The following is a 13,623-nucleotide window of genomic DNA, read 5'->3' as shown; positions in this document are numbered from 1 at the left end:
CAATGCAGAAAATTCAAAATTTTATTAATGGAAAATACATAGACCCGATCAAGGGTCAATACATCGACAATGTAGAGCCTGGCACGGGGAAAGTGTTCGCTCAAATACCAAATTCTTCACTGGAAGATCTCGTGTTGGCAGTAGATGCGGCAAAGGAGGCTTTTCCAATATGGAGTACAATGTCTGTTGATAAGCGAAGCAGGATACTCCACAAGCTGGCAGATTTAATTGAATCCAATCTGGACGACTTAGCCTTAATGGAAAGTCGCGACAATGGAAAGCCGTTATGGCTTGCAAAAGCCGTTGATATCCCCAGAGCAAGTACAAACTTTCGTTTTTACGCTTCAGCCATCGTTAATTTTTCAACAGAAGCACAAGTTTCTGAAGGGTTCATGGTCAACTACACTAGAAGAGCTCCAATCGGTATTGTTGGGTGTATTTCACCTTGGAATTTACCATTGTATCTTTTTTCATGGAAAATAGCTCCCGCGCTTGCGATGGGTAATTGTGTAGTGGCTAAGCCATCAGAACTAACTCCAATGACAGCCTTCTTACTTGGCAAGTTGGCCAACGAAGCTGGAATGCCTCCTGGTGTTTTAAACATTTTGCATGGTGAGGGAAAGGGAATCGGTCAGGCGATTGTCGAACATGAAGCTACCAAAGCCATATCTTTTACGGGAGGAACAGCAACAGGAAAGGTGGTAGGAGCCACAGCTTCTCAAAAATTCAAGAAAGTTTCGTTGGAGCTCGGAGGAAAAAATCCAAACATCATTTTCGCTGACTGTGATTTGGAAGAAGCTGTTAAAACAAGCGTTAAAAGCTCCTTTACAAATCAGGGAGAAATTTGCCTTTGTGGTTCTAGAATTTTGATAGAAGAATCCATCTATGAGGAATTCAAACAAAAATTTCTTGATGAATGCCAGAAACTCGTTGTAGGTGACCCGATGGATGCCCGATCCAATCTAGGCGCATTGGTTTCTGAAGCACATTTAAACAAAGTAGACTCTTACGTGAAGTTAGCCCAGGAAGAAGGCGGAAAAATATTGCATGGTGGGAAGCAACTGGAAAGAGAAGGCTTCTATTACGAACCCACTGTTATTGAGGGTCTAGATAAAAACTGCAGAACCAACCTTGAAGAAATTTTTGGGCCTGTTGTTACGCTTAATCCATTTAAAACTGAAGAGGAGGCAATTGATATTGCGAACTCTACAAGGTACGGTTTGTCATGTACACTATGGACATCAGATCTAAAACGTGCACATCGAGTTTCTCATGCTGTCCAGTCAGGAATCATTTGGGTGAATTGCTGGCTCCTTCGTGACCTTAGGACGCCTTTCGGAGGAATGAAAGATTCTGGCATTGGAAGGGAAGGAGGAAGCGAAGCTCTAAGATTCTTCTCCGAACCACAAAACATATGCATTAAACTTTAGGCATAAAAAAACCCTGACATTTGTCAGGGTTATATTTCTATTCGGTTTTTTCTGATTAAACAGCTTCTCCAGACTTTAGCCTCGCTATTTTAAAAGACTTGCGTTCCTTGTGTCCGCAATACCCACAAGCATAGTACTTCATTAATTCCCCTTCCTCAGTTTCGCTAGCAGTTTGAATGACTTCCTCTCGATCTACTTTTAATGTCTGATAGTTACAGTTGTGGCACTGAAGTGCGTGAAGTCTACCATTGTATTTTTCGATCTTAGTAAAGCCAGACTGCTCGTCAATCCACACATCATAATCCACAGAAAAAGCATCTTCTTCAGCCTGCATACCTTCATCTAGATATACATCTTCTTCTTCTTCACTAAGTAATTTCATTTTTCTCCCATCTGGAGATGTTCTAGGAGTATATCTCAATTTCTTCAAACGCTTTTCGATGAAAAACGGATAATAGAATTTCAACACGTTTTGGATGATTACACCAAGAATAACGGCAAACATGGAACTCATGAAGAGTCTCACGAAAAACCATAACCAAGTTGATTCACCAAAAATCGTATTGAAGTAAAGTGTACCACCAACGATGATTAGCAATGCTCCATTCCACAGCATGTTAATCTCATGCATGTTGATGTAGTCATACCTTGTCTTATAGTCTCCTGTTGCAAGTAATTTCAGATAGTGTCCTATCAAAATTAACACTCCGACTCCAGCCACAGCCATGGCAAGATATCCGCCGTATTTGTTCCAATTAGTTAGTAGTTCAAGTGAAATAGGGTCAGTCATAGCGTCTGTTTATTAGGTGCGGGGAAATACTCCGAACACAAAAATGTCACAATTTTTTAAAAACTCAACGTATCATATCAAATAAGAAGAACTAAAGTCCTTCGCATTTGACTGTAAAATATCAAAAAAATGTAACACGGGCAATCCTATTTTACCGATAGTCTGTTATGGACGCAATTGGGTATTTTTGTCGAAATCAATCAATTTGAAACACAACATGGATTTTTTACCTAAAAAACTTATTTCAATAACATTATTTGTGGCAGTCATGATTGGCTGTTCACCAGCGCCCAAAGAAGCCAAAAGCATAGCAGAAATGTCGGACGAAGAGTTGACAGCTATGGCCGATTCGCTTGCGCAGGCATTTATTATTGTGGATGGACACGTAGATCTACCCTATCGAATGAATGTAAAAGGCTTTATGATTACTAAAACAGTGGAAGACGTTTCTGTGGAGACGGCTGGAAACTTTGACTTTCCAAAGGCCAGAAGAGGAGGATTAGATGCTCCGTTTATGTCTATTTATGTTCCATCCAGATATCAGGAAACCGGAGGAGCAAAAGATTTCGCGGATTCATTAATAGATATGGTTTCACGTGTTCCTGAAACATTTCCGGAAATGTTTGGCATGGCAGATACTCCTGCAGATATTGAAGTTAATTTCCAGCAAGGACTCATTTCTTTACCAATGGGTATGGAAAATGGAGCGCCGATTGAAGATGATATTAGCAATGTGAAGTACTTCGCTGATAGAGGCATTAGATATATAACGTTGACACACTCCAAAGACAATCAGATATGCGACTCATCATATGACACCACATATACATGGAATGGTGTAAGTCCATTTGGTGAACAAGTAATTGCAGAAATGAATAAATGGGGCATTATGGTGGATATTTCACATGTGACAGACAGTGCTGCTTACGATGCTTTAAGACTTACCCAGGCGCCTGTGATTGCTTCACACTCCTCCGCCCGAAAGTTTACCCCGGGATTTGAAAGAAACATGCCTGATGATTTAATAAAAGCTATGGCAGAAAATGGCGGAGTGATTCACATCAACTTTGGGTCAACATTTCTTTCAAAAGAGTCAAGAGACAAGTTTGATAAAATGCGTGAGGACCTTACGAACTATAGAGCTGAAAATAGCTTAGCGGCGGATGATTCTGTTTATACCGCATACGCGAATCAGTATGCATTGGACAATGATGTGTATGAAGACGTGCAAAAAGTAGCTGATCACATCGATCATGTGGTGAGTCTGGTGGGGATCGATCATGTGGCTTTTGGATCTGATTATGATGGTGTTGGTGATAGCCTGCCAAAAGGTCTTAAAGATGTATCAACATACCCAAACTTGATTAAAGAGCTATTGCAGCGGGGATATTCTCCAGAGGAAATAGAAAAAATCTGCTACAAGAATACGTTCAGAGTTTGGAGAAAAGTGCAAGAGGTTGCTCAAGCGCTACAGTCTGCTAGTTAATTCCCTATTTCTTTCGCTTGAGTGAGTTAATGAAATTTGCCCAAGCGAAAGGATTTAGCAATTGATTTTGTGGAGGAGAGTAGCGATTAATGTACGATTGTCGCTGTAGCTGCATAAAATATTGATGATTAGCATTTGGTGACGCAGGTAAGTTCTGATAGGCCTGCGTCATCACTTGACTATTTAGCCACTGATAAATGTTGGCGTATTCTTTTTGATCAGGTAGCTCCATGCTTATCAATGCTTCCTTAAACATACTTTCGGTTGGGTAAGGACGAATTTCTACTTCTTCAAGAAACTGGATGTCTTCCTGCAATGCAATAATTACGCGGAGACTGGATTCCTTATCATGCTCAGGAACAATATAATAAGCTCTTTTATATCCAACGGCACTAAACAAAACACTATCGCCCTCTAATACGGGCAATGAAAAGAATCCGTAAGGATTGGTGGTAGTTCCTCTTCCTGATTTTGGGATATAAACATGTGTGCCGGGCACAACTGAGGTGCTATCCACACCAAAGACCACTCCGGTAAACTGAATGACTTTTTCAGCACGTTCTTGGGCATTGAGCTGAGTCAATGCCACAACAAAAAATGTAAGAATCAGTATATATCTCAAATCGGTTCCTTTATCTATTCTATTAAAGAGTTTTAGCCAATAAAAGTTTAACTTCGGTAAAAGTAGTGAAAAAATGAGGCTCAAGAATTTCAACTTGTCTTATGGCACCCAGATTTTCAAGTCATTTTCGGATGAGTCCCGTACGCGTATCATTCATCTTTTGTACCGCCAGGAAGAACTTTGTATTTCTGACCTGGAAGCAATCTTAGATTTTACCCAAACAAAGACTTCACGTCATATTACGTATTTGAAAAATGCTGGTTTGGTCACTTATCGAAAATTTGACCAGTGGGTTTTTTACAGTATCAAAGAAGAAGGATATGATATGGTTAGCCAGATCTTTGAGTTTTTAAGTAAAGATCCAGTTCTGCGTAAAGATCTTGAGATATATAATACAATGAATGCTAATCTTGCGCTTGCAAAGAATAAGATAGAGGCGAAAAAATATAATAGGTGAAGGGAATCAAACACATTTTCTTCGATCTTGATCATACACTGTGGGATTACGATCGAAGCGCTCATGAAACTTTGTCGGAAATTTATACTCAGTTGGAATTATCCAAATCCGGTCTGACCATAAAGAAGTTTGTCAACACTTTTTATGAAGTAAATAACAAACTATGGGTCAAATACAATGACGGTTTGATTGATCGTGAATACATAAAAACACAAAGGTTTAGCGAGATATTTACTTCGACCGGGATAGATGAAATAAAATCCGAAGAAGCGTCCGCTTACTTTCTGAATAATTGCTCTCAGAAGCCATACCTAATGGAAGATGCACTGACCGCACTTCATTATCTATCTGGCAAGTATGAACTTCACATCATTACAAATGGATTTTTAGATGCTCAAAACAGGAAATTAAGTAGCTCAGGCATTACAAAATTCTTTAAGGTGATGGTGACATCTGAGTGCTCAGATTCACGTAAACCAAGCCCAGGGATTTTTGAATATTCTTTAAAAGAAGCACAGGCAGGAAAGTCTGAGAGCATCATGATAGGAGACAACCCGCGTACAGACATTCAGGGAGCAAGAGATTTTGGGATGAAAACAGTATTTTATGATCCTTCCGGAAGAAAAAAATCATTAGCGGATTTTACCATTCAATCTCACATGGAGCTTTTGAAGCTACTTTAGATCACAAGATATTTCTGACTCTCTCACAGGATTTTTTTTGAACTATTCGCCTTACTTTTGCGCTCCTATCTATAAATGAAAGAGAGATGCCAAAAGGAAATTTTTTTATACCTGAACCAATCAATGAGCCAATTCTAAGTTATGCTCCCGGAACTGCACCGCGTGAAGAGCTATTGGCTAAATATAAAGAGATGTATAACCAGCAAATCGAAGTGCCAATGTACATTGGCGATAAGGAGGTTCATACAGACAACAAAATACCAATGACCTGCCCACACGATCATCAGCACGTGCTTGGTCATTTTTCTGAGGGAGACGCCTCTCACGTTAAGGGTGCAATTGATGCAGCCCTTGGCGCAAAGCAAGATTGGGAGAAAATGACTTGGGAAAATAGAGCGAGCATCTTTCTGAAGGCGGCAGACTTAATCGCCGGACCTTACAGAGCCAAGATCAATGCGGCTACTATGTTGGGACAAGGAAAAAATGTGCATCAGGCTGAAATAGATGCGGCTTGTGAGTTTATTGATTTTTTAAGATTCAATGTCTCATTTATGCAGGAGCTGTATATGCAGCAGCCAATCTCTTCTGAAGGTATTTGGAACAGGATGGAATATAGACCACTTGAAGGATTCCTTTTCGCTATTACTCCATTCAACTTTACGGCCATTTCCGGAAACTTACCAGCGGCACCTGCCATGCTTGGAAATACCATCGTGTGGAAACCAAGTTATACGCAAGTTTATTCTGCACAGGTAATTATGGAGGTATTCAAAAAAGCAGGATTACCTGATGGCGTAATCAACCTTATATATGTGGATGGACCCGTGGCGGGAGATGTTGTATTTAATCATCCTGACTTTGCTGGATTACACTTCACGGGAAGTACAGGTGTATTTAAAACTCTTTGGAAAACCATTGGAGCAAACCTTGATACCTACAAGACTTATCCGAGAATTGTTGGTGAGACTGGAGGAAAAGACTTTGTTGTTGCTCATAAATCTGCAGACGCAAAAGAACTAGCAACTGGTCTAGTTAGAGGGGCCTTCGAATTTCAGGGACAAAAATGTAGCGCTGCGTCTAGAGCGTATGTGCCATCAAACCTTTGGGCCGACGTAAAGAAATTCATGATTGAGGATTTGAAATCAATCAAAATGGGATCTCCTGAAGACCCATCAAACTTTGTTAACGCGGTAATAGATGGAGTGGCTTTCAAGAAAATTTCGGCGTATATCGATCAGGCCAAAGCAGATAAAGATGCAGAGATAATTGCAGGTGGAAACTACGATGATTCTAAAGGGTGGTTTGTTGAGCCGACTGTGATAGAAGCAAAAGATCCTAAGTACAGAACCATGTGTGAAGAAATCTTCGGTCCGGTACTCACTATTCATGTATATGATGAGAACAAGTTTGAAGAAACACTTGATGTTGTGGATCAAACCTCTCCTTATGCACTTACAGGAGCTATTTTTAGCAAAGACAGATACGCGGTTGATTTAGCTACATACAAGCTTAGAAATGCTGCAGGCAACTTCTACATTAACGATAAGCCAACTGGAGCCGTGGTTGGACAACAGCCATTTGGTGGTGCAAGAGGTTCTGGTACTAACGATAAAGCCGGAGCAATGATGAACTTGATGAGATGGGTAAGTGCGCGAACGATCAAGGAAACGTTTGTTTCACCAACTGATTACAGATATCCATTTTTAGGGTAATGAGTACTTTACGACCATTTCATTTAGCCGTTCCGGTAAAAGACTTAGAGGAAACCCGAGTCTTTTACAGGGAGGTTATGGGTTTTGACGAAGGTCGTTCATCTGATTGCTGGGTAGATTTTAATTTTTACGGCCACCAGTTTGTCATCCATAAAGTAGATAACATTGATAAAGCAAATGTCAATCCGGTCGATGATAAGGCTGTTCCAGTTCCTCATTTTGGTGTTGTTCTTGAATGGTCAGATTGGGAGTCATTGTCTGCAAGGCTAAAAGCGGCTAAAGTGAGTTTTATCATAGAACCCTATGTAAGGTTTGAAGGTGAGGTTGGCGAGCAGGCAACGATGTTTTTTTCTGATCCATCTGGAAACGCACTGGAGTTTAAAGCGTTTAAAAACGATGAGGATCTATTTGCTAAATAGATTGAAGATTCCTTTTTTCGAATATCTTCTATACCTTCATTTTTCAGACATTTATGAATCAACAAAACACGCAGAAAGCAGATGCTATATTGGAGCTTACCAGATCGGAAGCTTTGCAGGGCGGAAAGTTTAAAGACTTTGTTATTGAACTGATTCCTGTTGTGTGTAAATCAACAAGTGCCTCTCGCGCTTCATTTTGGCTTTATCGCTCAGAGAAAGATGAATTTGAAAGTATTCAGTCTTTTGATACGGAAAGTAATCGTCCGTCTGTTGGTCAAGCACTAGATAAGGCAAGTTTCCCAGCATTTATGGAGCAACTAAAGGAGCAAGAGTTTATCTATATTGAGAGTAATGATTCCACCGAGAATTATGAGGAATTCGCCATTGATTACTTGCTTAAAAATCGTCTAAGATCCTGGGCCTGCATCCAGGTTTGGAATGACAATAGGCTTTTTGGAGTTATTTCAGTAGAGTGGCAAGCCAACAAAGATTTTGCAGATCAGGACAAACTCATTCTAATTACAGGCGCCTCTATGATCAGCCAATGCTACGATGCTTTATTGCGTTTGAAAGAAGACTTTCTCCATAGAAATGAACTGAGCTCGCTAAAAGGCGAAGAAAGGGAGAAAGAAAAACTCGCACGTAAGCTTTCTGATCACGCTTTTTACACCTCACATAGTATCAGGCACCCGCTCTCTACCATACTCGCACTGATTGATTTGATTAAATTAAACTGGGAAAGCAGAGAGACTTACGAAGAGCTTCTTCAGCAGTTAAAAATTGAAACGATGAATCTTGATGATGCTATTCGAGTCATGACCGCCAAAATTGAATTAGATTAGTCGCTCCAAACCTGAAATTACGCTCGAGCATTCACCATGACCCGAAGACCTAATCGAATTAAAGAAATAATTCTTCGCCGAAGCACCTTTATCATTTTCCTGATTTTGATAATTGGCGCTTTTAGCCTACTCAGAATTGTGGCCACTCATAAAGACATTGATGATGTCGCCAATATTGATTTACCAATCATAGAAATTCTGACTCAAATTGAAACGAATCAATTGGAGCAAGCGATTGCATTTGAAAGAGCAATAAGGTATTCTGAGGAGCTTGAAACCAATAGTGATATCGCTCTTCAGGGCTTTGCTGAGGCAGACAGTACCTTTAGATATTTAGCACAGTTGGTAGATGTTGATTTACTAGAGGCCGAACAGGAAGTCACGGATGCATTGAAACAAACACAGCAGGAGGCGCAGCGCATCAAATTAAAGGGTTTACTTCTCTCTATAAAGAAGCTGGAAAGCGATCATACCAGTTATGAAACACATGCTTTGGAAGTAATCAACTTATTGGAGGAAAGAAGAATTGAAGAAGCTGTGTTTGCCTCAGAGCGGGTAGAAGCAGAAGAAGATCAATTCAACAAGCAAGTGGAGGGAGTTTTGATGCGTCATGAAATGTTTACTGAAGCATTGGTGAAAGTAGTAGAGCAAGAAGAAGTGCTTTCTATGAAGTGGATTGTTACACTCACCTTATTGTTTGTGATATTGTCCCTTTTAGCTGTCTATACTTTTAGTTATCGCATTTGGCGTCCGTTGGAGGATATAAGAACCGGAGCTGAAAGGATAGGATCAGGAAACTACGATGCAAAGATTAAATTGAGCTCAAACAGCATAACTAGCGACATTGTAGAGTCATTTAATGGCATGGCAGATCGCTTAGCCTATTCTCAGGCAGAAATTGAACAATTCATCCATTTTTCATACAGCACAGCAGATGATCTAAAAGCGCCCATTACCAATTTGGGTTCTTTGCTAGAGATGCTCGGGAAAGAGAATCTTAACCAGTCGAATTACAAGGCGATTCTCAACAACGCCAGAAAAACCAACCAGCAGCTAGAAAAAACTGTGACTTCTCTTGTTGAGGTAAATAAAATTCGAGAGGAATTGTCATCCGACGGTGAAGAATTAGACATTGATGAGGTGCTCAAAGAAGTTGTTTCGAATCATCTCGGTAAGATCAAAAGCTCAAATGCAGCTATCAAGAAAGATTTCTCAGAAGCACCTTTGATTCATTATCCAAAGTCACAATTGAAGGCCATATTCAAGCATTTGCTTTTAAATTCTTTATCCTATCGTGATCCTGAGAAGCCTTTACAAATAAGAATAAAGTCCAAACAGGTTAGCGGTCATACAACCATCATCTTTAAAGACAATGGCCTTGGTTTTGATGCCATTAAGTTCAAGAATGAAATATTCAGACCTTATACCAGGCTGCATTCTCATGTAGACGGATCTGGACTTGGCTTGTATATAATCAAGACAATTATAGACTATCACAGAGGTGGTGTAAGAGTGGAGAGTGAACCTCGAAAGGGCGCTACATTCGCGCTACGTCTGAATTAATAAAGTTTAAACCAAGTGGCTTTCGTAGATATTTTCCAGGAGCTCTGGAGACAGAGGTTTAGAAATAAACGCTGTAATGCAATTTGAAGAGGATGCTCTTTCTTCATCCTTTGCAGAAATAGAGGAGGTAAGCATTATGACCTTCGTAGATCCATTCATGTTTAGTTTCTCATATTCTTCAATGAAATCCCAGCCGTCCTGACCGGGCATATTCAAATCTAAGAAAATCACATCTGGGGAGTCCTGAGATGACTTAATCTGATTTAGTAACTCGATGGCACCCGGAACATTGTTGATAGACTCAACCTCATTAGCAAATTTGGCGTGTTTGATGATTACCGAGTTGATTGAATTAACGATATCATCATCGTCGATTAATAGTACCTTCTTAAAAGTTTCCAATGGTTAGCGATGAATTAGATTCTAAAGTTAAGAAAGCAGAGGTGAAATATGATTTGACATGTGGCTTTTTTGAAGAAAATTCGATTATGCTGGAAAGAACTAAGGTGAAGAGGCTTATTGATCTGATTACTTTTTCTTGAACAATTCACTAAATAGAATTATTTGAAGATTGGTTACGAGCATTTTAAGATTTTTAGGGAAACTAAGCATGATTACGTTATTTTTAATATCACATAGCATGTGAAACCTAGGATGGTAACTTGCCACCTTTAACCTCAAACACCTACTCATGAAAACGTTTTTCAATACGAATGCCTTCAGGCAAGTGAAATGGCAAACGGTAGTTGTAGTTGGCCTGGCCTTAACCTTTGGCCTCAACATACTGTTCGGTAGAACCTCATTGAGAGAAGCCAAAAAACTGACACAAGAACTGGAACTTCGCATCGACACGCTTCAAGCAGTGGAATCCGAATATATTGAGCTCGAAAAAAAATATGTAAACCTTTACGCTGAGTTCAGCAATACGAGGACGCAAATATCAGAGTTCAAGGAAAAGCTAGCCACAATATCAAAAGCACAAAATAACAGCTTGAGCAATATTCGTAACGAACTTGGACAATTGGTGGCAGCATACGACACGATCGATGTTTCAATTCCTCCTGATACAGTAAATCTTGATGGCCTTAGATTTTAGACTTATGAAAACTCACTATTTATTTATTTTCTTTTTTTCAATTTCTATCTCGCTAGTAGGGCAGGAAATCAAGTTTAGAAACAGCGATCAAAAGCTGATTTTGAAGCAAGGAGATTTGGTAAGAATACAGGCAGATACCGCTTATCTGATCAGTCGGGAGAGAGCGGTGTTGCTAAATGAAAAACTAGATCAACTGGAAAACACTCGAAAGACGAATGCCCAACTAAAAACCATCAATGAAGATTTGCTCGATAAGGTTAAAGAGGTCGAGAAATTAGTAACAAAACTCCTAAAACGAATGGAATCATCATCAGCGGAAGCAGATGTAGACCTGGAACAGATACTAAATGACCTTGATAGAAACCTTGCTTCATTAAAACAGAACAATTCTGAACTTGCAAAGAATAATCAGGACCTTAAAAAGCAGATTGGAGAGATGGATCAGACCATAAATAAATTGAAGCAAGAGATCAGGGGGATCTGGTGGAATGGTTTTACCGATAAAATTGTGGTCGGAGTGCTGGGAATAGGTCTAGGTTATGTGATAGGCGTACTTTAATTGATGATTTCAGGGATGCTGAAATAGCGAAAATGCATTCTTGGAGCAAAAAGGATTTATAAATCACTGAATAGTTCAAGCCACTGCATTAGAACTACCCTTCCAAACAATCAACTGCATTCATAGGAATAGCCAGCTTTCTAAGGTAGCTTTACTTAGCTATTCAAGAACGAGAACAAGATTAACCTTCATTGTTCTTACGTAAGAATCTAAGACAACCCCAGATTTTCTTCCATTCCTACCAAGTTCCTCATTAGAAGGCAAGGAGCCAGTAACTAGTAAGTCTTCGGATATTTCATTCTGAACTTCCTTGAGATTGATTCATGAGTCTAAGCAACACGGAGGCGTTAATTAAAAATGATAAATGTGATTTAAGAATTGCCTAACAATTCAATCTCAGTAAGACAATAAATAGTAATATAATGAAAGAAGGAACCGTTAAGTTTTTCAATAATTCCAAGGGATTTGGATTTATTAGCCCTACAGATTCGAGAGAAGATGTATATGTCCACGAATCTGGATTGGTAGACGAAATACAAGAAAATGATAGAGTGAATTTTGACCTTGAGAAAGGGAAAAAAGGCATGAATGCCGTCAATGTGAAGGTGATTAGCTAAAGCAATATCCATGAATTCAAGTTTAAAAAAACCATCGATTATGATGGTTTTTTTATGCGCTACAACTTAAGAATAGCATTATGATTTGAATATGATATTGACGTTAGGCCTTTTCTTTATCAATGTATTTCTCTAGAAAATCTCTTTTATTGTTCTTATATGAGGAGATCATTCCAATTTTATTCAGGCAATAAATATAGATCCATGCCAGGTCTAATTGGTATGGAAGAAATCCTGCCTGAGCACTTCTAGGATAGAGATGGTGATTATTGTGCCATTCACCAGAAAACCACCCAGGTCTGGTCTGATTGATTGATAAGTTGCTTCTATCAAAATCAATACCCTCCTTATGAGCCACATCTCCCTTGCCATGTCCTGTGTAATTAAAAGCTCGAACCAGCACAAACCAAAACATTGCTGCACTGAAAGCAGCAGTAGCTATTGCATGTCCTCCAATAGCATAGAAAATAGTGTACCATATTGCCCAATTTATAACCCAAAGGGAAAGTGTATATGAAAGAGAGGCAACAGAACCCCATTTCTGATATTGCTTATATGAATTGATTCGAACTCCTGTATGAGCCATGAAATTAGCTGCTTTCTGATAATCTTGTTCATTCAAATCTTCGGCTATACTTTGGTGATTTACATCCGACATCATGCAGTACATAAGACCACCTTTCGGATTATAAGGATCACCTGGCAGATCAGACTTAGCATGGTGGACATGGTGAGAAATAACGTAAATCTCTTCAGGAAATGTCTTAATGACCAGGTTTTGAGTAATGATTCTCCATATAGGATGTGAGAATTTGTAGGCCTTGTGCGTACAATATCTATGAAACCAAATGGTGCCGTGGGTACTCATTATTATCATCGCATAAAGAATAAAAAAGAGAAGCGTTGCAAGACTAAAATGGTACACCAGAAATGGAATGAAAAACAGAAATAGACAAAATACCATCACCCAACTGATCGCTGATATCCAATTTTTCCTGTTTTTGAAAAAGTTTAATCGGGAGAAGAACTCTTTATACAGCTGTTTCGTACTTGGTACAACCAGTTCGCCATTTTCATCTGCCCAACCATAAGAAGGGACTTTGAGTACTTTATCAATAAATGCCATGCAGAAAATTTGTTTTTAAAAAGCCGGAAGTAAGGTAGAGGAATTGGTTGTCTATAGAGTGATTAGCCTCAAATAAAACAGGATAAAAAATCATCCAAAAGGCTTTAAAGTTGCTTTGGCAATACATATTGTTATCGGTAGTTTAAATAGAACTACCTTTATATAACCTCCTGATAAATGGAATAGGCTTCATTTTTTAGCTAAGACTTTGGTCTTGACTC

At 39.2% G+C, this 13,623-nt stretch carries 15 protein-coding genes; 11 read left to right on the top strand and 4 right to left on the bottom strand.

The features are described from left to right. Nucleotides 1-2: 2 nt before the first annotated feature. Nucleotides 3-1,430 (top strand): aldehyde dehydrogenase, encoded by a 1,428-nt coding sequence (locus tag ACL8WY_RS08040; protein ID WP_436517918.1) that lies wholly within the window; start codon nucleotides 3-5, stop codon nucleotides 1,428-1,430. Nucleotides 1,431-1,485: 55 nt separating this feature from the next. Here ACL8WY_RS08040 and ACL8WY_RS08035 read toward each other — a convergent pair whose 3' ends face one another. Beyond that, complete coding sequence (locus ACL8WY_RS08035; RefSeq protein ID WP_436517917.1) at nucleotides 1,486-2,220, bottom strand: hypothetical protein; 735 nt, start codon at nucleotides 2,218-2,220, stop codon at nucleotides 1,486-1,488. A gap of 217 nt (nucleotides 2,221-2,437) precedes the next feature. Between ACL8WY_RS08035 and ACL8WY_RS08030 the strand changes: the two genes are divergently transcribed. Further along, nucleotides 2,438-3,706 (top strand): dipeptidase, encoded by a 1,269-nt coding sequence (locus ACL8WY_RS08030; RefSeq protein ID WP_436517916.1) that lies wholly within the window; start codon nucleotides 2,438-2,440, stop codon nucleotides 3,704-3,706. Nucleotides 3,707-3,710: 4 nt separating this feature from the next. Here the strand turns inward: ACL8WY_RS08030 and ACL8WY_RS08025 are convergent, their stop codons facing one another. Continuing rightward, nucleotides 3,711-4,328: a carboxypeptidase-like regulatory domain-containing protein gene (locus ACL8WY_RS08025; RefSeq protein ID WP_436517915.1), complete on the bottom strand. Its 618-nt coding sequence runs from the start codon at nucleotides 4,326-4,328 to the stop codon at nucleotides 3,711-3,713. A gap of 73 nt (nucleotides 4,329-4,401) precedes the next feature. Between ACL8WY_RS08025 and ACL8WY_RS08020 the strand changes: the two genes are divergently transcribed. The 6 genes from ACL8WY_RS08020 to ACL8WY_RS07995 all read left to right on the top strand — a co-directional run bounded on the left by ACL8WY_RS08020 (nucleotide 4,402) and on the right by ACL8WY_RS07995 (nucleotide 10,004). Beyond that, nucleotides 4,402-4,785: an ArsR/SmtB family transcription factor gene (locus tag ACL8WY_RS08020; protein WP_436517914.1), complete on the top strand. Its 384-nt coding sequence runs from the start codon at nucleotides 4,402-4,404 to the stop codon at nucleotides 4,783-4,785. Beyond that, entirely contained in the window at nucleotides 4,782-5,468 is a 687-nt protein-coding gene (locus ACL8WY_RS08015) for a YjjG family noncanonical pyrimidine nucleotidase (protein ID WP_436517913.1), read from the top strand. Before ACL8WY_RS08020 ends, ACL8WY_RS08015 begins: the two co-directional genes overlap by 4 nt. A gap of 86 nt (nucleotides 5,469-5,554) precedes the next feature. Next, nucleotides 5,555-7,180, top strand: coding sequence for an L-glutamate gamma-semialdehyde dehydrogenase (gene pruA, locus ACL8WY_RS08010; protein ID WP_436517912.1), 1,626 nt, complete (start codon nucleotides 5,555-5,557; stop codon nucleotides 7,178-7,180). Continuing rightward, nucleotides 7,180-7,599, top strand: coding sequence for a VOC family protein (locus ACL8WY_RS08005; RefSeq protein ID WP_436517911.1), 420 nt, complete (start codon nucleotides 7,180-7,182; stop codon nucleotides 7,597-7,599). The genes pruA and ACL8WY_RS08005 overlap by 1 nt, the downstream gene beginning before the upstream one ends. A gap of 53 nt (nucleotides 7,600-7,652) precedes the next feature. Further along, the gene (locus ACL8WY_RS08000; protein WP_436517910.1) at nucleotides 7,653-8,441 is read left to right on the top strand and encodes a hypothetical protein; all 789 of its coding nucleotides are present in this window, start codon (nucleotides 7,653-7,655) and stop codon (nucleotides 8,439-8,441) included. 36 nt (nucleotides 8,442-8,477) lie between these two features. Then, nucleotides 8,478-10,004: a sensor histidine kinase gene (locus tag ACL8WY_RS07995; RefSeq protein WP_436517909.1), complete on the top strand. Its 1,527-nt coding sequence runs from the start codon at nucleotides 8,478-8,480 to the stop codon at nucleotides 10,002-10,004. A 6-nt stretch (nucleotides 10,005-10,010) separates the two neighbouring features. Here ACL8WY_RS07995 and ACL8WY_RS07990 read toward each other — a convergent pair whose 3' ends face one another. Then, complete coding sequence (locus ACL8WY_RS07990) at nucleotides 10,011-10,406, bottom strand: response regulator (RefSeq protein ID WP_436517908.1); 396 nt, start codon at nucleotides 10,404-10,406, stop codon at nucleotides 10,011-10,013. Between the two features lie 289 nt (nucleotides 10,407-10,695). Between ACL8WY_RS07990 and ACL8WY_RS07985 the strand changes: the two genes are divergently transcribed. The 3 genes from ACL8WY_RS07985 to ACL8WY_RS07975 all read left to right on the top strand — a co-directional run bounded on the left by ACL8WY_RS07985 (nucleotide 10,696) and on the right by ACL8WY_RS07975 (nucleotide 12,276). Further along, nucleotides 10,696-11,100, top strand: a complete 405-nt coding sequence (locus tag ACL8WY_RS07985) for a hypothetical protein (RefSeq protein WP_436517907.1) — start codon at nucleotides 10,696-10,698, stop codon at nucleotides 11,098-11,100. Between the two features lie 4 nt (nucleotides 11,101-11,104). After that, nucleotides 11,105-11,659 (top strand): hypothetical protein, encoded by a 555-nt coding sequence (locus ACL8WY_RS07980; RefSeq protein ID WP_436517906.1) that lies wholly within the window; start codon nucleotides 11,105-11,107, stop codon nucleotides 11,657-11,659. Nucleotides 11,660-12,081: 422 nt separating this feature from the next. Then, on the top strand, nucleotides 12,082-12,276 hold the full coding sequence (locus tag ACL8WY_RS07975; protein ID WP_436517905.1) for a cold-shock protein: 195 nt from the start codon (nucleotides 12,082-12,084) through the stop codon (nucleotides 12,274-12,276). Between the two features lie 103 nt (nucleotides 12,277-12,379). Here ACL8WY_RS07975 and ACL8WY_RS07970 read toward each other — a convergent pair whose 3' ends face one another. Further along, nucleotides 12,380-13,402 carry a fatty acid desaturase gene (locus ACL8WY_RS07970; RefSeq protein WP_436517904.1) on the bottom strand — a complete coding sequence of 341 codons (1,023 nt, stop codon included), beginning with the start codon at nucleotides 13,400-13,402 and terminating at the stop codon, nucleotides 12,380-12,382. Nucleotides 13,403-13,623: the final 221 nt, after the last annotated feature.

The organism is Ekhidna algicida (assembly GCF_051379705.1).
Classification (GTDB): Bacteria; Bacteroidota; Bacteroidia; order Cytophagales; family Cyclobacteriaceae; genus Ekhidna.
The sequence above is the reverse complement of the archived record's forward strand: the minus strand, read 5'-3'. Positions and strand labels throughout refer to the sequence as shown.